At 76.0% G+C, this 21,196-nt stretch carries 14 protein-coding genes; 10 read left to right on the top strand and 4 right to left on the bottom strand.

The window, feature by feature from the left end:
* Positions 1–23 precede the first annotated feature (23 nt).
* The 4 genes from ACIQPT_RS35475 (at position 24) to ACIQPT_RS35460 (ending at position 9,198) form a co-directional block, all read left to right on the top strand.
* The gene (locus ACIQPT_RS35475; RefSeq protein WP_401162184.1) at positions 24–3,329 is read left to right on the top strand and encodes a type 2 lanthipeptide synthetase LanM family protein; all 3,306 of its coding nucleotides are present in this window, start codon (positions 24–26) and stop codon (positions 3,327–3,329) included.
* A gap of 114 nt (positions 3,330–3,443) precedes the next feature.
* Positions 3,444–3,641 (top strand): hypothetical protein, encoded by a 198-nt coding sequence (locus ACIQPT_RS35470; protein ID WP_030593348.1) that lies wholly within the window; start codon positions 3,444–3,446, stop codon positions 3,639–3,641.
* A 79-nt stretch (positions 3,642–3,720) separates the two neighbouring features.
* Positions 3,721–6,744, top strand: a complete 3,024-nt coding sequence (locus tag ACIQPT_RS35465; RefSeq protein WP_401162182.1) for an AAA family ATPase — start codon at positions 3,721–3,723, stop codon at positions 6,742–6,744.
* Positions 6,745–6,987: 243 nt separating this feature from the next.
* Positions 6,988–9,198: a BTAD domain-containing putative transcriptional regulator gene (locus tag ACIQPT_RS35460; RefSeq protein ID WP_401162181.1), complete on the top strand. Its 2,211-nt coding sequence runs from the start codon at positions 6,988–6,990 to the stop codon at positions 9,196–9,198.
* Here the strand turns inward: ACIQPT_RS35460 and lanKC are convergent.
* From lanKC to ACIQPT_RS35440, 4 genes are all read right to left on the bottom strand, one after another.
* Positions 9,185–11,797: a class III lanthionine synthetase LanKC gene (gene lanKC / locus ACIQPT_RS35455; protein ID WP_401162179.1), complete on the bottom strand. Its 2,613-nt coding sequence runs from the start codon at positions 11,795–11,797 to the stop codon at positions 9,185–9,187. The genes ACIQPT_RS35460 and lanKC overlap by 14 nt on opposite strands.
* 11 nt (positions 11,798–11,808) lie before the next feature.
* Positions 11,809–13,098 (bottom strand): MFS transporter, encoded by a 1,290-nt coding sequence (locus ACIQPT_RS35450; RefSeq protein ID WP_401162177.1) that lies wholly within the window; start codon positions 13,096–13,098, stop codon positions 11,809–11,811.
* A 192-nt stretch (positions 13,099–13,290) separates the two neighbouring features.
* Positions 13,291–13,449 carry a hypothetical protein gene (locus tag ACIQPT_RS35445; protein WP_401162175.1) on the bottom strand — a complete coding sequence of 53 codons (159 nt, stop codon included), beginning with the start codon at positions 13,447–13,449 and terminating at the stop codon, positions 13,291–13,293.
* Between the two features lie 74 nt (positions 13,450–13,523).
* Positions 13,524–13,685, bottom strand: coding sequence for a hypothetical protein (locus ACIQPT_RS35440; RefSeq protein ID WP_401162173.1), 162 nt, complete (start codon positions 13,683–13,685; stop codon positions 13,524–13,526).
* Between the two features lie 322 nt (positions 13,686–14,007).
* Between ACIQPT_RS35440 and ACIQPT_RS35435 the strand changes: the two genes are divergently transcribed.
* The 6 genes from ACIQPT_RS35435 to ACIQPT_RS35410 all read left to right on the top strand — a co-directional run bounded on the left by ACIQPT_RS35435 (position 14,008) and on the right by ACIQPT_RS35410 (position 21,119).
* A complete protein-coding gene (locus tag ACIQPT_RS35435; protein ID WP_401162172.1) occupies positions 14,008–15,135 on the top strand; it encodes a radical SAM protein in 1,128 nt (375 codons plus the stop codon).
* Positions 15,132–15,890 carry an iron-containing redox enzyme family protein gene (locus ACIQPT_RS35430; RefSeq protein WP_401162170.1) on the top strand — a complete coding sequence of 253 codons (759 nt, stop codon included), beginning with the start codon at positions 15,132–15,134 and terminating at the stop codon, positions 15,888–15,890. The genes ACIQPT_RS35435 and ACIQPT_RS35430 overlap by 4 nt, the downstream gene beginning before the upstream one ends.
* Positions 15,887–16,105: an aroma-sacti cluster domain-containing protein gene (locus ACIQPT_RS35425; protein ID WP_401162168.1), complete on the top strand. Its 219-nt coding sequence runs from the start codon at positions 15,887–15,889 to the stop codon at positions 16,103–16,105. Before ACIQPT_RS35430 ends, ACIQPT_RS35425 begins: the two co-directional genes overlap by 4 nt.
* A gap of 186 nt (positions 16,106–16,291) precedes the next feature.
* Positions 16,292–19,576, top strand: a complete 3,285-nt coding sequence (locus ACIQPT_RS35420) for an adenylate/guanylate cyclase domain-containing protein (protein WP_401162166.1) — start codon at positions 16,292–16,294, stop codon at positions 19,574–19,576.
* Between the two features lie 3 nt (positions 19,577–19,579).
* Positions 19,580–20,518, top strand: a complete 939-nt coding sequence (locus ACIQPT_RS35415) for a S8 family peptidase (protein WP_401162164.1) — start codon at positions 19,580–19,582, stop codon at positions 20,516–20,518.
* Positions 20,502–21,119: a GAF domain-containing protein gene (locus ACIQPT_RS35410; protein ID WP_401162162.1), complete on the top strand. Its 618-nt coding sequence runs from the start codon at positions 20,502–20,504 to the stop codon at positions 21,117–21,119. Before ACIQPT_RS35415 ends, ACIQPT_RS35410 begins: the two co-directional genes overlap by 17 nt.
* Positions 21,120–21,196 lie beyond the last annotated feature (77 nt).

Genomic DNA, 21,196 nt, shown 5'->3' with positions numbered 1-21,196 from the left:
CGGGACCGGGGAGGTGCGTGGCGATGGTGGAGAAGGATCTGATCGACAGAGGTACGAGCCGTTGCCTCGCTCCTGCCGTCTCCGTCGCGTCCGCCGATGGCGTTTCCGCCGATGGCGTTTCCGACGATGGGGCTTCCGACAATGGGGCTTTCGTCGCGGATGGCGGTGCCTCGGCCGCCCTCTCGTCCCCCGCCTCCTCGTCCTCCTCCCCCTCCCCCTCCCCCTCCCCGTTCGAGGGTGCGGGCGGCGAGCCCTGGTGGCTTCCCGGTGTCGTCGGGAGCAGGCCCTCCGGCGAACCCGGCTGGGCCGTCCTCGCCCGGGAGGCCGTCTCCTCGGCGCCGCGTGACGTGGTGGTCGCCGAGCAGGCGTACCCCGGGCTCAGCGGCTTCGGGCCGGTCGTCGCGCCCTTCGTCGAGGCGGCGGCCGGGCGGCTCCGGGACGCGCTCACGAAGGACGCGCTGACGAAGGACGCGCTGACGCGGAACGCACTCGCGCAGGAGGGCGGTGCGGCGGTGGACGTCTCCGCCCCCGTCCTCGCCGACTTCCGGCGGCAGTTGACGCGCCGGCTGTCCCGGATCGCGGCGCGCACCCTCGTCACGGAACTGCACGAGGCCCGGCGGCTGGGCCGGTTGAGCGGCGATGGGTCCGAGGAGCGCTTCCGGGACTTCGTGCGGCTGACCGCCCGCCGCGACGGACTCGCCCGGCTCGTCACCGGCTACCCCGTCCTGGCCCGCCTCCTCGCTACGGCCTGCCTGAACGCGGGGGACGCGTTCGCGGAGATGGCCACGCGGCTCGCCGCCGACCGGCACCTGCTGGCCCCCGCCGGGGTGCTCGGCGACGACCGGGCCGGCCTCCCGGACGGAGGGCCCGGCGGGAGCGCGGGGCCCGGGGCGCTCACCGGCGTCGAAGCCGGTGCCGGCGACAGCCACCGCGGGGGCCGGTCGGTGATGCTGCTGCGGTTCGCCGACGGCGCCCGGCTCGTCTACAAGCCGCGCCCGCTCGCGGCGCACCGGCACTTCAACACCCTGGCGGACTGGTTCGGTTCGCTGTCCGGCGCCCCGGATCTGCGGGTGCTGCGCGTCCTGGACCGGGGGGACTACGGCTGGGTCGAGTTCGTCGAGGAGCGGCCCTGCGCCTCGGGGGCGGAGACCCGGCAGTTCTACCGGCGGCAGGGTGCGCTGCTGGCCCTCCTGCACGCGCTGGACGGTACGGACCTGCACCACGAGAACCTGATCGCCTGCGGCCCGCACCCGGTCCTGGTCGATGTGGAGACCCTGTTCCATCCGCCGCTGGGGCCCGCCCGGTCCGCCGATCCGGCCGCCCGCGCCCTGCACGACTCGGTCCACCGGGTGGGCCTGCTGCCCCAGTTGCTCGTCGGGGACACGACCGCACTCGACATGTCCGCCATCGGCGGGGGCCGGGCCGCCTCCTCCCCGATCGAGACCGCCGACTGGGCGGAGGCCGGAACCGACCGCATGCGGCTGGTGCGGCGGGCGGGCCGGTTCACCGAGTCCGCCAACCGGCCCCGGCTGGACGGAGTGGCCGCCGACCCCTCCACGTACACCGAGGCCCTCTGCGGCGGCTTCCGCGCCGGGTACACCGCGATCCACGAGCATCGGGACGAACTCCTGGGCGAGGACGGGTTGTTGCGGCTCTTCGCGCGGGACGAGGTGCGCGTCGTACCGCGGCCGACCTGGACGTACACGACGCTGCTGGACGAGTCGACCCACCCCGACCTGATGCGGGACGCCGCCGAACGGCACCGGGTGCTGTCGCTGCTGCGCACCCCGCTCCTGGGCGTGCCCGCGCTGCCCGGTCTGGAGGACGAGGAGATCGCGGAGCTGTGGTGCGGTGATGTGCCGGTGTTCTGTACCCGGCCGGGCGGCACGGAGCTGTGGGGCGGCACCGGCCGTACGGTTCCGGGGCCGGCCGAGGGCATCTCGGGGCACCCGCAGCCGCAACCGCACCCGCACCCGCAGCCGCACCCGCACGACGCTGTCGTCATCGCCACCGGGCTCGCCCGCGTCGAGGCGAAGGTGCGCGCGATGGACACCGTGGACCGGCAGGACCAGGAACGGATCATCCGGGCCGCCATGGTGAGCACCTCGCCCGAGCCGCCGCACCGGGCGGGCCCGGGCGGCCGGGCGCGGAGCGCGGCGACCGCGCCGGAACCCGAGCAACTGCTCTCCGCCGCACGGTCGGTGGGCGACCAGCTCGTCTCCCTGGCGTACCGGCACGAGCGCCGCACCAACTGGATCAGTCTCGAACTGCTCGGCGAGCGCTACTGGCGGCTCACGCCGATGGCGGCGGACCTCGCGGGCGGCTACGCCGGTCCCGCGCTCTTCCTGGCCCAGCTGGCCGCGCTCACCGGCGCCGCCCGGTACGCGGAGGCGGCCCGCGAGGCGCTCACCCCGGTCCCGGGGCTGCTGGACGCGCTGCACGGGCGGGCCGACGACCTCGGGTCCCTGGGCTCCGGCGCCTTCGCGGGCCTCGGCGGCATCGCGTACGCGCTGACCGAGGTGGGCACGCTGCTGGGCGACCGGGAGGTGCTGGACCTGGCGGGTCCGGCCGTCCGGCTGAGCTGCGCGGCGAGCGCGGCGGAGGCCGGGTACGGGGTGCGCGGCGGCGCGGCGGGCGGGCTGGTCTCGCTGCTCGCGGTGTACCGCGCCACCGGCCGCCCGGAGGCCTGGCGTGGCGCCACGCGCTGCGCCGAGCGGATCGCCGCCGCCCCGCTCCCCGTCTCCGGGGGCTTCGCCGACGGGGCGGCGGGGATCGGCTGGGCGCTGCTGCGCTTCGTCGGGGCCGGCGGCGACGCCCGCCACCGGAGCGCCGGGCTGCGGGCCCTGCGCCGGGCGACGGCGGCCCACGAAAGGACCACCGGAGCGGCGCGCGAAAGGGCCACCTCAGCGGCCACCGGGCCCGCCTGGTGCCACGGGGTCGCCGGGATCGCGCTGGCGATCGCCGACAGCCACGACGCGCTCGCCGACCCGGAGCTGGCCGGCTGGCTGGCGGCACGCTCCGGCGAGCTGGCGGGCATCGGCCCGCTCGCCGACGACAGCCTGTGCCACGGGGAGTCGGGGCTGCTCGAACTCCTCGGCCACAGCGCCCTGCCCGCCGTGCTGCCCGCCGCACGGCCCGCGTGGGTGCGCCGGGCCGGGACGCTGCTGGCCGCCGCGGACCGGGCGGGGCCGCAGTGCGGGACGCCCGGCCGCGTACCGCATCCGGGGCTGCTCACCGGGCTCTCGGGGATCGGGCACGGGCTCCTGCGGGCGGGGTTCCCCGACCGGATCGGCTCCGCCCTGCTCCTGCGCCCCTCCCGGGCGCCCTGACCCACCGTTCCTGACGACCGCCACCGTTCCTGACGACCGCCAGCACTCCCGACGACCACCAGCGCTCCTGACGACCACCACCGTTTCTGACAACCACCAGAGGATGAGGCAGAGATGAAGCAGTTCGGCGAATCGGCCCTGCAGGCGTCCGGCGACATCGCGCACGAGGGCACGCCCGAGCACCCGGCCGGGCAGATCTCCTTGGGTTCCACCGGAGGACTCGGTGCGCGCAGCAGACTTCTCAGCGCCTCGGAGGGCGAGAGCGGCTACAGCCACGATCTGCCCTGGACCACCATGACGTCCCCGTTCTGACCGGATCCGGCCAACTCGGCGGCACATCAGCCGGTTTGGCCTGCTGCCGTGGGAGTTGCAGCTCCAGTAATCTGCCGCCATGCGAGCCACTTCGCCGGTCATCGTCGGGCGGGACGAGGAGATCGGACTGCTGAGCAGCGCCCTGGACGCCGTACGACGGCGTTCGGGGCGCGCGCTGTTCCTTCTCGGGGAAGCCGGTATCGGCAAATCCCGGCTGGTGGGCGAATGCGCCTACCGGGCCTACGGGTTCGGCATGCCGGTGCTGCGCGGCCGGGCCACCTCGACCGGGCTCGTCGTCCCCTTCCGCCCGCTCGCGGAGGCGCTGGCCTCCCGGTTCCGGGCCGCGGGCACCCCGACCGATCCGGAGCTCGCGCCCTACCATCCGGCGCTGGCCCGGCTGGTCCCGGAGTGGCGCAGGGGTGGTTCGCCCGGCTATCCGGAGACGGTCGTGGAGCTGGCCGAGGCGCTGCTGCGGCTGCTGTCCGTGCTGGGCAGGGAGGCGGGCTGCACGATCCTGCTGGAGGATCTGCACGACTGCGACACGGAGACCGTCGCGGTCGTCGAGTACGTCATCGACAACCTCGCGGATCTGCCCATCCTGTTCCTGGGCACCCTGCGTCCGGAGCCGGGCCCCGCCCTGGACCTCGTACGCTCCGCCGAGCGCCGTCACACCGCGACGGTGCGGGAGATGGGGCCGCTCCGCGACGACCGGGTGCGGGCGTTGACGGGCGCGTGTCTGGAGGCGCGGCCGGAGGAGATCCCCGAGTCGGTCCACCGCCGGCTGGCCGAACGCGCCGCGGGCAACCCGTATTTGCTGGAGGTGCTGCTGGCGGATCTGCTGGACACCGGTCGGCTCCGGCGGACGGACGACGGGTGGCAGGCGGCGGAGCAGCCGGACGGTTCGGTGCCCTCGGACATCGTCCGCAGCTGGGCCCGCAGGCTGGAGCGGCTGGACGAGCCGGTGCGGGACCTCTTACTGGCGTCGGCCACCCTGGGCAGCCAGTTCTCGGTGACCGTGCTCCAGACCGTCACCGGTTTCGAGGACCGGGCCCTGTTCACGCATCTGCGGTCGGCGGTGGAGGCCGGTGTCATCGCCCCGGACGGCGCGGCCCCCGATCGCTACACCTTCCGGCACTCGCTCACCGCCGAGGCCCTGGTCTCCTCGCTGGCGCCGGCCGAGCGCGCCTCCCTGGCCCGTCGCGCCGCCGGGGCCATCGAGCATTCCGGGCAGCCCCTGGACGAGGACGGGCGGCAGCTCGTCGCCTCGCTGCAACTGGCCGCGGGCAACCGGGCGGGGGCGGCCCGGCAGTTCGCGGAGGCGGGAAGACGGATGCTCGCTTCGGGGGCGCACGGTTCCGCCGTGGTGCTGCTGGAGCGGGCGCACCCGCTGGCCGCCGAGAGCGACCGGGCCGCCGTCGCCGAGTCGTTGGCGGTCGCCCGTGCCGAGGGCGGCGATCTGACCGGCGCACTGGCGCTGGCGGACGCGCTGCCGCCGGTTCCGGCGCGTTCCGAGGCCGCCGCCCGGCGCGGCCGGATCCATATCGAACTCGCCTGGGCGGCGGTCATGGCGGAGCGCACCGCCGAAGCGGCCCTCCAGGTCGAAGCGGCCCGGGTCCTGCTGGGCGCGTCGCCGCCACCGGGCCGCCGGGCCGCACTGGTGGTGGTCGACGGGTATCTCGCCCTGCTTCCCGGAGCGACCGCAACGACCGGAACAGGGCCGGGTTCCGGGAACGGGAACGGGAACGGGAACAGGCACGGGAACGGGAACGGGAACGGGAACGGGAACGGGCTCGAACGCGGGCCGAAGCCCCGGGATCCGGCGGAGGCGGACCAGGCCGTGCGGGAGGCCGCGGAGACCGCCGAGGCCGAGGGGCTGCCCGTGGTGGCCTGCCAGGCCTGGCAGTTGCTGGCGCTGCTGCGGCGCGAGGAGGGCTTCGACGCCGCGGACGCCGCGCTGGAACGGATGCTGTCGATCTCCACCGAACACGCCCTGCCGGTCTGGCGGGTGGAGGCGTTGGTGCGGCTGGGGGCGAACGCCTTCATGCGGACCGGGGACGCCTCCCGGCTGCTCTCGGCCCGGGCGGCGGCCACCGAGCTGGGCGCGCTGCTGCTGACCCGTACGGTCGACGGGCTGCTCGCGATGAACGCGGTGATGTGCGGCCGGTGGGAGGAGGCGCAGGAGATCATCGACCGCTCGGCGGAGGCCAGCGCCCGGGTCGGCGATCTGTCCGCGCACCGCTATCTGCTGCTGGCCGGGGCGACGATGGCCGCGCACCGGGGGCGGCGGCGGGACATGGACCGGGCGCTGGCCGCGTTCCGGCGGGCCGGGGGCGAGCAGTCGCTGCTGGTGCCGCTCCGGTCGGGGCTGTGCCGGGCGTTCGGGGCGCTGTTGGAGGAGGACCGGGAGCGGGCGGCGGCGGGTCTGGACGAGGCGCTGGCCTGGGAGTCGGACCATCCGAGCTACTACTACCTGAGCGGCCGGTACGGGCTGCGCCCGCTGCTGCGGGTCCTGGCGGGCGAGGCGGACCGGGCGGAGCTGGAGGAGGCACGGGCGGCTCCCGGGGGCTGCCTCGCCTGGAACCGGCAGTTCCTGGAGCTGGCCGACGCGGTGCTGCTGGGCCGGGAGAAGGACCCGGCCGGGGCCGAACGGCTGATGGCGTCCTTCGACGCGCGCTCCGCGCCCTTCCCGGTCGCCCGCCATCTGGGCCTGCGGCTGGTCGCGGACGCGGCCCGCGCGGACGGGTGGGGCGAGCCGGTGGCGTGGCTGCGGACCGCCGAGGAGTACTTCTACGGGGCCGGGGTGCAGCCGGTCGCCTCCGCGTGCCGGGCGGCGCTGCGGCAGGCCGGGGCGAGCGTGGGCCAGCACCGGGGCGGCTGGGACCGGATCCCGTCGCCGCTGCGGACCAGCGGGGTGACGCCGCGCGAGTACGAGGTGTTCGTCCTGCTCCCCGAGCGGCCCGGGAACCAGCAGATCGCCCGGCGGCTGTCCATCTCGCCCCGCACGGTGGAGAAGCACATGGCCAGTCTGCTGAGCAAGACCGGGCGCGCCGACCGGGCGGCCCTGTGCGAGTTCGCCTCCGAGTGCGCCGTCGAGTCGGCCTGAGGCCGGGAAGGCCTGAGACCGGGAAGGCCGGGGTGCTGGGGGCCCGGAGCCAGGGCCGCGCGACCTGAGTACCCGGGCCATGGGGGCCGGGGCGGGCAACATGGGGGCGCGGCGCGGTTTCGGTCGGGTGCCCGGGCGGAAAATGCGGGCGGGGCCCCGATGTGCGGGGGTCGGGGCGGCAGCAGGATCGGGGCGTGCGTACGGCCAAGTCCGCCGCCCGTCCCCGTTCCCGGAGGCCCGCCGATGACCCGACCTCCCACCCGTACCGGTTCCGCAGGTGCGGTGTACTTCTCCCTGCTCGGCCCGCTCACGGCCCGGCTGGACGGCCGTGAGCTGCCGCTCGGCCCGCGAAAGCAGCGCCTGGTCCTCGCCACCCTGCTGGCCCGCCCCAACACCCCCGTACCGGTGGATGTGTTGACCGACGCGGTGTGGCCGGACGATCCGCCCCGCACCGCCCGCAAGAACCTCCAGGTCTATGTCAGCGCCGCCCGCGCCCTCCTGGGTCCCGCCGGGGACGACGGCCGGGACCGGGTGGCGCACGGCTGTGGGGGCTATCTCCTGCGGATCGGGGAGGGCGAGCTGGACACCCTGCGCTTCGGGTCGCTGACCCGTGCGGGTCGGGCGGAGGCGGGAAGGGGCGATCTGCGGGCCGCCGCCCGGCTGTTGCGCGAGGCGCTGGACCTCTGGGAGGGGCCGCCGCTGAACGATCTGCGGGACTCCGCCGGGGTCGCCGAGGAGGCGGACCGGCTGGAGGCCCGCTGTCTGACGGTATACGAGGACTGGGCGGAGACCGAGATCGAGCTGGGCCGCGCGGCGGTCGCGGTGGACGGGCTGCGGGACCTGGTGGAGCGCCATCCGCTGCGGGAGCGGCTCCGGGCCGCCTGGATGAACTCGCTGCACCAGTCGGGCCGGCAGGCCGAGGCGCTGGCGGTGTACGACGACTACCGGCAGCTGATGGCACGGGAGTTGGGCCTGGAGCCGAGCCCGGCGATGACGGCGTTGTACCGCTCGATGCTCGGCCGGGGGCGCGAGGCCCGGCGGCCCGCCGCCGCCCGGGAGGCGGTGAGCGCGGTGGCGCTGCCCGCCTGTACCGGGGCCTTCACCGGCCGTCGCGACGAACTGCGGGGCCTGCTCGATGTGCTGGGCGGCGGCGAGGATCGCGTGGTGGTCGTCTCGGGCCCGGCCGGGGCGGGGAAGTCGGCGCTGGCGGTCCGGGCGGCGCATCTGCTCGCCGACCGGTTCCCCGACGGCCGCGTCCAGGTCCGGGTGCGCCGGGGGGACGGTACGGCGCGCGGCCGGGCGGAGGTCCTGGCGGAGCTGGGGCGGCTGTGCGGGGTGATGGGCGCGGGCGTCGCCGCTCCGGAGGGTGGGCGGGGGGACGTGAGCGCGGCGACGGAAGCCCTCGCGGACGCCTGGCAGGAGTGGCTGGCCCGGCATCGGGCGCTGGTGGTCCTGGACGATGTGCCGGACGAGGCGTCCGTACGGGGTCTGCTGCCCCGGTCCGGGCAGTGTTCCGTACTGGTCACCGCCCGGGGGCAGTTGGCCGGGCTCGCCCCGGTGCACCGGATCGCGCTGCCCGCGCTGGCGGACGGCGAGGCCCTGGAGCTGCTGGGGAAGCTGATCGGGGCCGGGCGGCTGCGGACGGACCCGGGGGCGGCGTTGCGGATCGTCCGGGCCTGCGGGGCGCTGCCGCTCGCGGTGGAGGTGAGCGGGATGCGGCTCGCGGTGCTGCGGCATCTGCCGCTGGCGGAGTACGCGGCCCGGCTGGAGGACCCGTCGGCCGCCCTGGACGAACTGGTCGCCGGTGACATCTCCGTACGGCACCGGATCGCGTCCGGCTGGCAGGACCTGGCGGACGGCGACCGGTGGGTGCTGGGGCGGCTGGCGGGGCTCGCCGAGGACGGGGGCTTCACCCTGGACCGGGCCACGGCGGCGCTGGGCTGCGGGGAGCGGGCGGCGATCCGGGCTGTCGAGTCGCTGATCGACGCCGGTGCGGTGACCTCGCCGGCCGGGGAGGTCACCGCGCACGCCGCGCTGTACGAGGTGCCGCGGCTGCTCGGCCTGTACGCCCGCGAGCGGGTCGCGCCCGCGCGGACCGGAGTTCCGGAGGCTCCGGCGCACACCGGCGTACCGGTCGCGCCCGCGCAATCCGACGTGCCGGTCGCGTCTGCGGGCACCTCCCGCGTACCGGTCACACCTGCGGGCACCTCCCGCGTACCGGTCACGCCTGCGGGCACCTCCGGCGTTCCAGTCGCGTCTGCGGGCACCTCCGGCGTTCCGGTCACGCCTGCGTGCGCCTCCGGCCTACCGGTCACGCCTGCGGGCGCCTCCCGCGTACCGGTCGCGCCCGACCGTCCCGGCGCACCGACCGGCACCGGCGTGGCGGCCGCTCCCGCCCACACCGGCGCCGCAGCCGTCACGGCCGTAGCCGCCGGGCCGGTCAGCCCAGGGTGAGCAGCTTCAGCAGATCGTGCGGCCGGTGGCCGTCGTCCTCGGGGGCGGCGGCCGCCCCCGCGTCCGCCCCGGCCAGGAAGTGCAGGGCGAGCAGCAGCCCGGCCGCCCCCGTGGCCAGGTCGGCCGAGCAGCGCCGCAGTCTGGCCCCGGGCACCAGCAGCCGGTCCCCGTCGGCGACCAGGTGCCAGGACAGGTTGCGTAGGGAGGCGAGGACCTCGGGCCCGGCCCGGCCGCCGTCCTCCAACTGCCGGGCGGTGGCGACGAGTCCGGCGCGCCCGGTGAACAGACCCGGCTCGCGCACGAACTCGTTGCCGCAGCCCTTGCGCACCCCGGGGAGCAGACCGGCGAGCGCGGGCGCTTCCTCCCGGGCCAGATAGGCGCGGGCGACCAGGGCGAAGCCGCCGCTGCCCTGGTCGAGGTAGAGCAGATGGCGGCGGCCGTCCTTGACCTGGACCGTGCCGTCGTCCATCGCCACGCAGTGGCCGGAGTCCCGGTACAGGGCGGTGCGGGCGGCGCGCAGCAGCCACTCCTCGCCGGTGAGCGCGTGCAGTTCGAGGTGGAGCAGGGCGACGCCGCTGAGCCCGCGCAGCAGTCCGGCGGAGGGCGGGGCGGCCAGTCCGCCGCCCGGCACCGGCTCACCCCGCACCAGGCAGTCGAGGTCCCAGGCGGTGCGCAGGGCGGTGTCCACCAGCTCCGGGTCCGGGACGTCGGACGGGCCCGCCGTCGCCAGTCGCAGGGCGGCCAGGGCCGTGCCCGCGCGGCCGGTCAGCAGGTCGGCCGAGGGGGACGGGTGGGCGGCGGAGACGGCCCGCGCGAACAGCTCGCGCCCCTCGTCCCGGCGGCCGAGCAGGGCCAGTGTCACGGCCGTGCCCGGCAGCCCGTCGAACAGCCCGCCGGGCGATGCGGGATCGCGGCGGCGGGCGGCGTCGGCCAGCCAGTCGGTCCAGGCGTCCGGCACGGGGGCCCCGACGCGGTGGAGGGCGTACAGGACGCCGGCGGCCCCGTGCGCCAGATCCGTACCGCCGGTGGCGAAGGACCGGGGGTCGCCGGGGAAGAGCCGGTCGCGGCGCTCGAGCGTCGCGCCCGCGTGGACGCCCGCGATCAGCCGGGTACGGAGCTCGGCCCAGTCGGGCACGGGCCCGCCGACGAGGGCGGCGATCTCGCTCTCCCGGTCGGCGGCGCGCTCCGCCGCCCGCAGCAGGGCCGGCCGGGGCGGACCGGCGTCGGGCGCGAGGCCGTACCGCTCCCGGGCCCAGGACTCCAGCGAGAGCGCCTTCGCCCGGTCGTGGGCGGCCATCTCCGTCAGCGGCATCAGCATGGTGAGCCAGGTCGCCCACAGGGCGTAGGCGTCGGCCTCCGCTCCGGGGGTGCCGGGCGGGGCCTGAAGCCCGGGTGCACCGGCCAACGGGGTCTTCTCGTCGTCGAGTTCGGTGGCGTACTCGAAGTCGACGAGGGCGAGGCGTCCGTCGGGCCGCAGGATGATGTTGGAGGGGTGCAGATCGCCGAAGCGCAGCCCCCGGCCGTGGATCTCCCGCAGCGCGTCCGCGAGTTGGCCGGTCACCCGGTCCACCCACGCGGTGTACGGGGCGAGTTCGGCCGCCGTGCGGGCTCCGCGCACCAGGGCGAAGCGGGCGACGATCTCGTCGAGCAGGGTGGGCCCCTCCACGTACTCCGTCATCAGGAACCGGTGCTCCCACACGGTCCGTACGCCGTACACCTCCGGTACGCAGTCGAGCCCGGCGAGCGCCGTCAGGGCCCGGTGCTCGCGGTCCAGCCGGGTCACGGCGTCGTCGCCCACCGCGTCGAGTCCGCAGTGCGGGCGGGCCTCGCGCAGCACCACCCGGTGGCCGGTCTCCCGGTGCCGGGCGAGATAGATGCCGCCCGCGTTGGAGAACTGGAGGGCCTCGGTGACGGTGTACGGGAAGGAGTCGTCGCGGGCGGCCGCGCGGGCGGCGAGATGCGGCCGCAGCAGGGCGGGCACCCGCACCCACGCGGGCGTCCGGAACACCACCCCGCGTTCGTCGGGCACGAGTTCACCGGAGGGGTGGCGCAGGGCGGGCACCCGCTCGCCCTTGGCGTCGCGGCACCAGCGGTCGACGAAGGCTCCGTACCGTACGTAGACGGGGGCATCGCCGATGCGCAGGTCGCTCAGGATGTACGGGCCCCGGCGGCCGGACAGCGCCCCGGCCAGCTCGTCGAGCACCCGGGCCAGGACCGTCCCGTCCGGCGGGTAGAGGGTGAGGAACTTCCCCGCGCTGCCCCGGGACATGTACTTCCCCGACATCAGCAGGAGCGCCTGCTCGCTGCGGAGGAACTTGAACGGCACCCCGTGCCGGAGACAGATCCCGGCAGTGTCGCGGAGGGTCCGGGCCGCCTCCTCCGGGACGGTGGACACATGGATCTTCCAGCCCTGTTCGGCCGGTTCGCCGTCGTCGGGCAGCAGGGAGGTCCACAGGCCGCCCGCCACGCGCCGCCACCCGGGGGGCGGCTCGGCCGCGTCGAGCGGGTAGCGGGTCTCCTGGTCGGGGAGCCGGGCCGGGGTGTCGTAGTACCTGCGGTCGGCGAGGCAGTACAGCTGGGTCTCCTGGATGCCGGGCACGGCGTTCCTCCTCAGGGTGTGCCGGGACGGCCGGCGGTGTCGTGGGCGGAGGCGGGGGCGGGGGCGGGCTCGGCTGCTTCCGCCGGGCGGCCGGTCGGCGGGAGGGCCCCGGCCCGTACGGAGGGGGCCAGCGTCACCACCGCCGCCGAGACGGCCAGCACGCACCCGATCAGCCCGAAGGCGGTACTGGCGCCGAGGGCGGTCAGCAGGGCGCCGCCCGCGAGCGGGCCGAACGGCTGGACGACCGAGGACAGGAAGCTCGCCGCGCTCTGCACCCGGCCGACCCGGTCCTCGGGCGTGACGATCAGCAGGGTCGAGAGGAAGCCGATGCTGGCGACCGTCGACAGGCCCATGCAGAGCGCGCACAGTAGGCCGGCCAGCAGCGGGCTGGTGACCCAGGCCAGTGCGGCGGCCGTCGCGACGCAGCTCCAGCAGGTGATGACGATGAGCGCCCGGACATGGCGGTCGGGTGCGAGCCGGGGCGCGAGGAGCGCGCCGGCGAGTGCGCCCGCCGAGACGCAGGTGATGACGAAGCCGCCGCCGAGCCCGGAGCGTCCGCCCTCGGAGAAGACGGCGAGCGCCGTGAAGGTGAGAGCGCCGAACGCGAAGTTCATACCGAGGCCGAAGACCAGCAGGATCGTGCGCAGATACGGAAGTTGCCAGAGGAAGGTGAGCCCGGCGGTGAGTTCCCGGCGGCTGAACACCGAACCGGCCTTGGCCGTGGCCTTCGAACGGGTCCGCACGAGGGCCACGCAGACCGTCGAGAGGAACAGTCCGAGGAACTGGGCGGTGAAGGGCAGGGCTTCGTGCACGCCGAACAGCGCGCCGCCGACGAGCGGGCCGACCAGCCGGACCGTGGAGGTACGCGCCTGGAGCCGGGCGGTCGCCGTGCCCATCTGGTCCGGCGGCACGACGGCGCGCAGCAGGCCGAAGGCGGCGGGGGCGTAGACGCTGTTGAGGACGGCGCCGGCGGTGGCGACCAGCAGGACGAGCACCATGGGGGCGCTGCCGTTCCACACGGCGACGGTCAGGGCGGTGACCGCGAGCAGGCTCCCGACGTCGCACAGCCGCATCAGGCGGCGGCGTTCGACCCGGTCGGCCATGACCCCGCCCGGCAGCATCGTGATCAGCACGGCGCAGACGGACACCGTCCCCACGGCGCCGGCCTGCACGGCGGAACCTGTCTCCCTGAGGATCAGCAGGGGCAGCGCGAGGGCGCCCATCTGGCTGCCCAGAACGGCGAAGAGGCCGCTCATCCAGAGCAGCCGGAAATCCCGGTTGGAGCGGAGCGACGTGGCCATCGGGGGGCTCCCGGAGATCGTCGGGCAAGGGGTGGGTGGTGGGTGGGTGGTGGGTGTACGCAGCGTGGCGGGGCGGCTCCCGTGTTCGCGGAGCCGCCCCCCGTACCGTCTGTCCGCCGGCACCGCGGTCGGTGTGCTGCGGTCAGCGTGTCGCGGTCAGTGCTGTGATCAGTGCTGCGGTCAGCGCCGTGGTCAGCGCTGCGATTCGACGACGCTCAGCACGCTGATGCAGTTGCCGTCGGTCGTCTCGCCGCCCTGGACGGACGTGTCCTGAAGGTCCAGCACGGAGTGCGCCTCGACCTCGGGGGTCTCGTCGGTCTCGCCGGCGGCGGGCTTGGTGTTCTCGGACATGGTGGTCTCCATCCACTCGTCACTGCGGGAAGGTCGGGTGCCCGGGGAAACGGCCCCGGGCCGGGTGCGTGGGCTCAGTTCTCGACGACGCTCAGCACGCTGATGCAGTTACCGGGGGGCGCGATGATGTCGCGGTCGGCGTTGACGGACGTCTCCTGGAGGTCCAGCACGGAGTGCGCCTCGACCTCGGGGGTCTCGTCGGTCTCGCCGGCGGCGGGCTTCGTGTTCTCGGACATGGTGGTCTCCATCCACTCGTCACTGCGGAACCCGGGACTCCGGGGGCGTTCCCTCCGGTGTCCGGTGCGGCGGGCCGGTGCCTGCCGTTGCCGAGAAAGTTAGGAAGCCGGGCCTGGCGATCGCTTCGCCGCCGGTATGGCACCGGTATCGGGCCAGCTCGCGGCCGTGGGAGCACGGCCCGCCGGACCGGCCGGGAGGCCGGGCACCCGTCCCGGCCTGGGCCCATACCGCTACCGAAGCGCCCTCGGGCCGTCCTCGAACCGGCGGAGCGCAGCCTGGGTTCGCGCACGACGCGCCCCGGCCCCGAAGGAGGCGGCCCACATGGAACTCGCCGAACTCATCGCACGACGGCCCTTCCCGGCCGCCGGTCTGCTCCTCGGCCTCACCCGGCGCTGCCCGCTGCGCTGCGCGCACTGCTCGACCGGGTCGGACCCGTTCGCCCGGGAGGAGCCGGACGGCGGCCAACTGGAGCGGTTCGTCGGCTCGTTCACCGAGGCGAACCGGCCCGACGTCGTCATGCTCACCGGCGGGGAACCGCTGCTGCTGCCCGCGCTCGCCGAGCGGCTGAGCACCCTGGCGCGCCGCGCCGGGTCCCGTACCGCGCTGCTCAGCGGCATGTTCTTCGCCCGGTCCGAGGGCCGGCGGATCGGGCGGGGCGGGAAGGCGATTCCGTCCGCGATCCTGCGCGCGATCCGCTCCGTCGACCATTTCTCCGCCTCCCTCGACGTCCACCACGAACGCGAGGTCCCGCGCGCCGACGTGTTCCGCGCCCTGCACCTCGTCCGGGAGGAGGGCGTGGCCGTGAGCCTCCACCTCACCGGGACGGGCGGCTCCGACCCGTATCTCGCCGACATCACCCGGGCGGTGGAGCAGGAGTTCGGCGGCCGGGTCCCGTGCCTGGTCAACGAGGTGCGGCCGTTCGGCCGGGCCGCCGCGTGGGCCAGGCCCGCCCGCACCGGCCCGGACCCCGCCGCCGCTTCGCCGTGCTCGATGGCCGCCTGGCCGGTGGTCGCCTTCGACGGCCGGGTGCTGGCCTGCTGCAACCAGGACACCGTCGACCGGCGGCCCGTCCCGGCCCATCTGGACCTCGGCCACATCGCCGACGGCGACTGGGGGACGGTGCGCGGCCGGGCGCTGGAGTCCCCGGTGCTGCGCATGCTCCGCACGGTCGGGCCCACGCATCTGGCCGCCCGGTACGGCTCCGGCCCCCGGGCGGGCTCCTACTGCGACGGCTGCCGTGCACTGGGCGGCGACGAGGCGGTGGCGGCCGGGGCCCGTGCGGTGGCGGGCGGGGCCGCCGGAGCGCTGCTGGACCTGACGGCCGCGGTGCGCGGCTCCCGGGAGGGGGCGCAGGGCGTCGTGCGGCGGCACGGCTGCGCGGCGTACGCGCCGTTGGTCGTCGCGGGCGGGCCGCCCCTGCCGGGGGCCGGCGCGGGGGACGTCCGATGAGCACGCGGGTGGCCGACGACACGCGGACCGGGTGCGCGGGGTCCTCCGCGCGCCTGCGGGTGAAACTCCTGCTGCTGGAGCCGGAGTTCCGTGCCGCGACGCACCATATGTGGCGTGCGGAGGGGCTGTTGCCGCGCTACCGGACGTATCTGTGCACCATGCACGCCGTCATCCGCGCCTCCGTCCCGCTGATGGAGCTGGCCCTCGACCGCACCCGGGGCCGGGCCGCCTCCGGCGACCCGCTGGCCGCGCCGCTCGCCGCGTATCTGGAGGAGCACATCCGGGAGGAGGAGGGCCACGACGCCTGGCTGCTGGAGGACCTGCGGGCGGCGGGCGGCACTCCCGAGGACGCGCTCGGCCCGCTGCCCTCTCCCCTGGTCGCCTCGCTCGTCGGGGCCCAGTACTACTGGATCGAGCACCACCACCCGGTCGCCCTGCTCGGCTACATCGCCGTACTGGAGGGCTACGCGCCCGCCCCCGGCCTCACCGGCCGCATCGCCCGGCTGACCGGGCTGCCCGCCGCCGCGCTCCGGACCGTACGGGAGCACTCGGTGCTCGACACGGAGCACCTGGACGAGCTGTACGCGCTGCTGGACCGGCTGCCGCTCGGCCGGGACCGGGAAGCGGCCGTGGCGGTCAGCGCGCTGCACTCCCTCGACGCGCTCACCCGGCTGTTCGTCCGGCTCGGGCGCTCCGCTGCGGCGCCGTCGCCGCGGGGAGCCGGACCTGTCCCACCGATGGGAGTCACACCATGACCGGACCACCCGAGAACAGCGAACGGGCCGCGCTGCCCGACGTGTTGTACGAGGCGGGCTTCCCCGTCGACCTGCTCACCGAGGAACAGCGCGAGGTGCTGAGCGGGCTGACGCCGGCGGAGCTGGCGCTGCTGCTCGACGTGAAGAGCAGGCTGGACGCCGTCGGCCCGGAGGTGCAGGCGCACGGCGAGATCGCCGGGGGCGCGCTGTTCTGACCCGGCGGCCGACAGCCGGAGGCCGTCGGCCGACGGCGGTACCGGTTCGGGGTTCGGACCCGGCGATCACCGCCGGGCCCGGGCCCCGGCCCGCCTCGCGACGCCCCTGCTCCGTACGCCCGCCTGTATGCCCGTCCGTCCGCCCGTCCGTATGCCAGCACGGCCCCCGGGAGAGAAGGACCCGCCATGAACTGCCTCTCGTGCCAGCAGGATCTGCCGCCGACGGCCCGGTTCTGCTCGTCCTGCGGGACACCGTGCGCGACCGACGCCGCCGCCGGGTCCGCCGCCGGACCGGCCTCCGCCGCCGCGCCCGGTGACGAACGCAAGCCGGTGACCGTGCTGTTCTGCGATCTCGTCGGGTCCACCGCGCTGTCCGGGGTGCTCGACCCGGAGACGCTGCGCACGGTGACCCTGCGGTACTTCGAGGCGATGAGCGCGGAGATCGTGGCGCGGGGCGGCACCCCGGAGAAGTTCATCGGGGACGCGGTGATGGCGGTGTTCGGCGTACCGGTGGTCCGTGACGACGACGCCCGCCGGGCACTGGCGGCGGCGCTCGGGATGCGCCGGGCGCTGGCCCGGCTGAACGAGGAGCTGGACGCCACCCTCGGCATCGAGCTGGCCACCCGGATCGGCGTCAACACCGGTCAGGTGGTGGCGGGTTCGGATGCGACCGCCCGGCAGGCCCTGGTCTCCGGGGAGACCGTCAACATCGCCGCCCGGCTGGAGCAGAACGCGGGCCGGGGCGAGATCCTGATCGGCCCGGGGACCCTGCTCGCCGCCGGTCCGACGGTGCGCGCCGAGCCCACCGGGCCGCTGCGGCTGAAGGGCAAGCGGGACAGTGTGGCGGCCTACCGGCTGCTCGCGCTGGGCGCGGACGACCCCGAGCTGCTGCGCCGCTTCGACGTCCCCTTCGTCGGCCGCGACGCCGAGCGGCAGGCGCTGGACGCCGCCCTGGAACGGGCCGTGCACGGCGGCGGTGCCGGGCTGCTGCGGGTCACCGGGGAGGCGGGCATCGGCAAGACCCGGCTGGTACGGGAGTGGCTGGCGGGCCCGTCCGCGTCCGGCGCGCTCGCCTACGGCGCGGGGCGGTGCCGCAGTTACGGGGACCACGGCACCCTCGCCCCGCTGGCCGACGCCGTGCGTTCCCTGGTGGCGGCCGGGCCCATGTCCGTACCCACGCCCGGCCCGGCGGACGGGGCCGGCGGGCTGGCGGTCGACGACGCGATGGCTCTGCTGTCCGGGGGCCTGCTGCGCGACGGTACGCCGAACGCGCCCTTCGAGGACATGTGCGCGGCCCTGGCGGCGGTCCTGGAGCGGGCGGCCCGGGCCCGCCCGGCCGTCCTGGTGCTGGACGACTGGCACGCGGCGGCCCCGCTGCTGGTCCGAACGGTGCACCGGCTGACGGACGGCTCGGGGTGCGCGGGGGTGCTGGTGCTCTGCGCCGGGCGGCCGGACGGACCGGACGGACTGGACAAGGACGGCGAGGCTCCCGCCGGGGCCGCGCATCTCCAGCTCACCGGCCTGCCGCACGAGGAGGCGACACGGCTCGCCGCCGGTCTCACCGTCGGTGCCGCCGTCGACCCTGGCGCCGGTCTCACCACCGGTCCCGCCGGGCCGGACGGCGGGACCGCCCCGGTGGACGACCGGCTCCTGGCGCGGGCCGGGGGCAATCCGCTCTATCTGGAACAGCTCCTGGTCGGCGACCGGGCGGACCCGGCGGGAGAGGCCGCCGACGGGGAGCTGCCGCCCACGCTCCAGGCCCTGCTGGGCGCGCGTATCGGCGCCCTGGCCCGGGCCGAGCGCGGGGTGGTGGACCTGGCCGCGGTGATCGGGCGGGAGTTCACCGCACCGGAACTGGTCCGGCTGGAGCTGTCCGTACAGGCCGGGGAACACCACGACGCCGGGCCGGACGCGGGAACGAGCGGCGGCGCGGCCGCCCCGGAGCACCGGCGGCATGTCGAGGAGGCATTGGCGGTGCTGGGCCGCCGCCGGCTGGTGGAGTCGGGGCCGCCGGGGAGCCGGGGTGAGGCGGCGTACCGGTTCAGCAGCGGACTGGTGCACGAGGTCGCGTACGCCTCGCTGTCCAAGCGGGCCAAGGCCGAACGCCACGCCTGGGCGGCCGAGTTGCCCAGTGTGCTGCGCAGCGGGGACGGTGCGGTCGGCGGCCATCTGGAGCGCGCCTACCGCTACCGCGCCGAGCTGGGGCTGCTGGACGACCGGGCCCGGCGGCTGCGTGACCGGGCCGCCGCCGCGCTGGGCCGGGCCGGGGCGCAGGCCGCCGCCCGGTCCGACCTGCACTGGGCGCACGGCCTGCTGGAACGGGCGGTGGACCTGCGCCCCGGGGACCCGGCGGCGACGCGGCGGCTCGGCGAGGTCCGGGTGGCGCTCGGCCGCACCGAGGAGGGGGCCGAACTGCTGTGCCGCGTACGGGACATGGGGTCCGATCCGGTGGAGGCGGCCCATGCCCGCCTCGCGCTCGCGGTGCTGGATCCGGGCGGCCCGGGCCCCGGCCCCGCCGCCGTGGCCCGTACCGTGTTGCCGGTGTTCGAGGCGGCCGGGGACTCGACCGGCCGGGCGCGGGCCCATCTGCGGCTCGCCCAGCAGTTCCAGCGGTCCGGGCGGCACGAGGAGGCGGAGCGGGACCAGGCGCGGGCCCTGGAGCACGCCGTGCTGGCCGGTGCGGAGCCGGAGCGGGCCGGGGCGCTCGGCGCGATCGGGATCTCCCTGTGGCGGGGGCCGGTTCCGGTGCCCGCCGCGGTGATCCGCTGCCGGACGCTGCTGGCGGCGCACGGCGCGGGCCGGCCCACGGTCCGGGTCACCCTCAACTGCCCGCTGGCGGTGCTGTACGCGCTCCAGGGCCGGCCCGATGAGGCGTACGGCTGCCTGGCCGAGGCGGAGCGGCTGGCCGGGAAGCTGGGGTTCGCCGAGGCGGAGGTGTTCCTTCCGGTGTTCCGGGCGACGGTGGCGGCGCTGCTCGGCCGGAGCGCCGCCGCACTGGAGCTGCTCGGCCGGGCGGACGCGGCGGCCCGGCGCACGGGGGCGGCCGGGATGCGGACGGCGGTGGCGCTGGACGCGGCCCGGCTGGAGCTGGACGAAGGCCGTGCGGACCGGGCGGCCGCCCGGCTGGCGGGCGTCGGCGACACCTCGGGGCTGAGCCGCGCGGACGCGGTGGATCTGGCGGGGCTCCGGGCCCGGCTGGCGGCGCGGGTCGCCCCCGAGGAGGCGGCCGGGCACGCGGACCGGGCGGTGCGGGCCTCGTTGCTCACCGATTCGCCGCTGGTCCAGGCGACGGCCGAGCTGGACCGGGCGCACACGCTCGCCGCCCTGGGCCGGTGGCCGGAGGCGGGGGCCTCGGCCCGGTCGGCCGGGGCGCACTTCACCGGCAAGGGGCATCTGCCGGGGGTGCGCCGGGTCTCCGGGTTCCTCGCGCACCCGCCCCGGTCCATGGCCACGACGAGGGAGAGGAGCTGACCGATGACGACGACGGATTCGGGACGGACACGGACGGGGCCGGGAGGGACCGACACGGCCCCCGGAGGCAGGCGTACCGGGCCGGGGCAGGGGCTGACCTGGAGCCTGCGCGGACGCGGCCCGGGGGACGTACCGGTGCTGGCGGACGCCGGACCACCGCTCGGCCGCCCCGCCGGGCCCGCCACGGGCCGCGGCGTACGCGTGTGCGTGGTGGATTCGGGGGTGGAACGGGACCATCCGCTGGTCGGCCCGCTCGCCGGTTCCTGGGTGGTCGTCAAGGACGGGGAGAGCGGGGGGATCACGGTCGAGCCGACGACCACCGGCGACACCTGCGGGCACGGCACCGCGTGCGCGGGCATCATCCGCCGGACCGCACCGGAGTGCGAGATCCACAGTGTGCGGGTGCTCGGCGAGCGGTTCTCCGGCACCGGCGAGGTCCTGATGGCCGGGCTGCGCTGGGCGGTGGAGCAGCGCTTCGACGTGGTCAACCTCAGCCTGTCGACGACCCGCACCCGGTTCGCGCAGGAGCTGCACAGCCTGGCCGACAGCGCCTACTTCGCCCGTACGGTGATCGTCGCCTCGGCCCACAACACCCCGGTGGAGAGCTTCCCCTGGCGGTTCGCGTCGGTGATCTCGGTGGGCAGCCACCAGGAGGACGACCCCGAACTGCACCTGTACAACCCGGACCCGCCGGTGGAGTTCTTCGGACCGGGCCAGAACGTGACCGTGCCGTGGCTGGGCGGCCGGACGATCCGCACCACGGGCAACAGTTTCGCCACGCCGTACGTCGCCGGGCTCTGCGCCCGCGTCCTGTCCGCGCATCCGCGGATGACGGCCTTCCAGCTCAAGAACGCCCTTTATCTGTCCGCGGCCAACGTGCGTCACGCGCCGCGTCCTTCCTCCACTCCGGCAGGAGATACCCGTGATGACTCCGAGAACTGATTCCGCCCCTTCCTTCTCCGCCACCACCACGGTCGCCGACGCGCCGCGCAGCGAGCTGCTCCAGTCGGTCGTCGACGTGGCCCGCGCCATCTTCGGGGCCGAGGCCAGCTCGGTCTTCCTGCTCGACGAGGAGGCGGACGAGCTGGTGTTCCAGGCCGTGTCCGGGCAGGGCGAGGAGTTCCTCGTGGGCCGCCGGTTCCCGGCCGGGCGCGGGATCGCCGGGTGGGTGGCGACCTCCGGCGAGCCGATGGTGGTGGACGATCTGAGCGCCGATCCGTCCTTCGACCGTTCGCTGGCCGAGTCGACCGCATATGTGCCGAACTCCCTGATGGCGGCCCCGCTCATCAGCGATGCCCGGATCCTCGGCGTACTGGAGGTGCTGGATCCCTCCCCGCAGGCCCGGTCGGGCGTCCGGGAGCTGGACCTGCTCGCGATGTTCGCCCGGCAGGCCGCCGCCGCGCTGCGGGTGCTCACCCCGGAGCGGGTGCGGGAGGCCGAGCACGGCGCGGTGTCCGGCGGGGGCGCGCTGGAGGGTGCGCGGCGCGAGGACGCGCTGAAGCTGCTGGGTAGCCTGGAGCGGCTGCTGCGGGGCGTCGGCTGAGGAGGCGTCCGTACGGGAGTGGCCACCGGCCCGGCGGGCAGGAGCGGGGCATCGGCACAGGCCGTCGGTACCGGTCG

The sequence above is a fragment of the Streptomyces sp. NPDC091289 genome, from assembly GCF_044757365.1.
Lineage (GTDB): Bacteria > Actinomycetota > Actinomycetes > Streptomycetales > Streptomycetaceae > Streptomyces.
Note: the sequence above shows the minus strand (reverse complement) of the source record. Positions and strands in the feature narration are given on the sequence as shown.

Coding starts and splice junctions, on each gene's coding strand:
- ACIQPT_RS35435 (WP_401162172.1), top strand. CDS start 14,008: ATGGAACTCGCCGAACTCATCGCACGACGGCCCTTCCCGGCCGCCGGT.
- ACIQPT_RS35440 (WP_401162173.1), bottom strand. CDS start 13,685: ATGTCCGAGAACACGAAGCCCGCCGCCGGCGAGACCGACGAGACCCCC.
- ACIQPT_RS35430 (WP_401162170.1), top strand. CDS start 15,132: ATGAGCACGCGGGTGGCCGACGACACGCGGACCGGGTGCGCGGGGTCC.
- ACIQPT_RS35445 (WP_401162175.1), bottom strand. CDS start 13,449: ATGTCCGAGAACACCAAGCCCGCCGCCGGCGAGACCGACGAGACCCCC.
- ACIQPT_RS35415 (WP_401162164.1), top strand. CDS start 19,580: ATGACGACGACGGATTCGGGACGGACACGGACGGGGCCGGGAGGGACC.
- ACIQPT_RS35470 (WP_030593348.1), top strand. CDS start 3,444: ATGAAGCAGTTCGGCGAATCGGCCCTGCAGGCGTCCGGCGACATCGCG.
- ACIQPT_RS35425 (WP_401162168.1), top strand. CDS start 15,887: ATGACCGGACCACCCGAGAACAGCGAACGGGCCGCGCTGCCCGACGTG.
- ACIQPT_RS35465 (WP_401162182.1), top strand. CDS start 3,721: ATGCGAGCCACTTCGCCGGTCATCGTCGGGCGGGACGAGGAGATCGGA.
- ACIQPT_RS35420 (WP_401162166.1), top strand. CDS start 16,292: ATGAACTGCCTCTCGTGCCAGCAGGATCTGCCGCCGACGGCCCGGTTC.
- ACIQPT_RS35450 (WP_401162177.1), bottom strand. CDS start 13,098: ATGGCCACGTCGCTCCGCTCCAACCGGGATTTCCGGCTGCTCTGGATG.
- ACIQPT_RS35410 (WP_401162162.1), top strand. CDS start 20,502: ATGACTCCGAGAACTGATTCCGCCCCTTCCTTCTCCGCCACCACCACG.
- ACIQPT_RS35460 (WP_401162181.1), top strand. CDS start 6,988: ATGACCCGACCTCCCACCCGTACCGGTTCCGCAGGTGCGGTGTACTTC.
- ACIQPT_RS35475 (WP_401162184.1), top strand. CDS start 24: ATGGTGGAGAAGGATCTGATCGACAGAGGTACGAGCCGTTGCCTCGCT.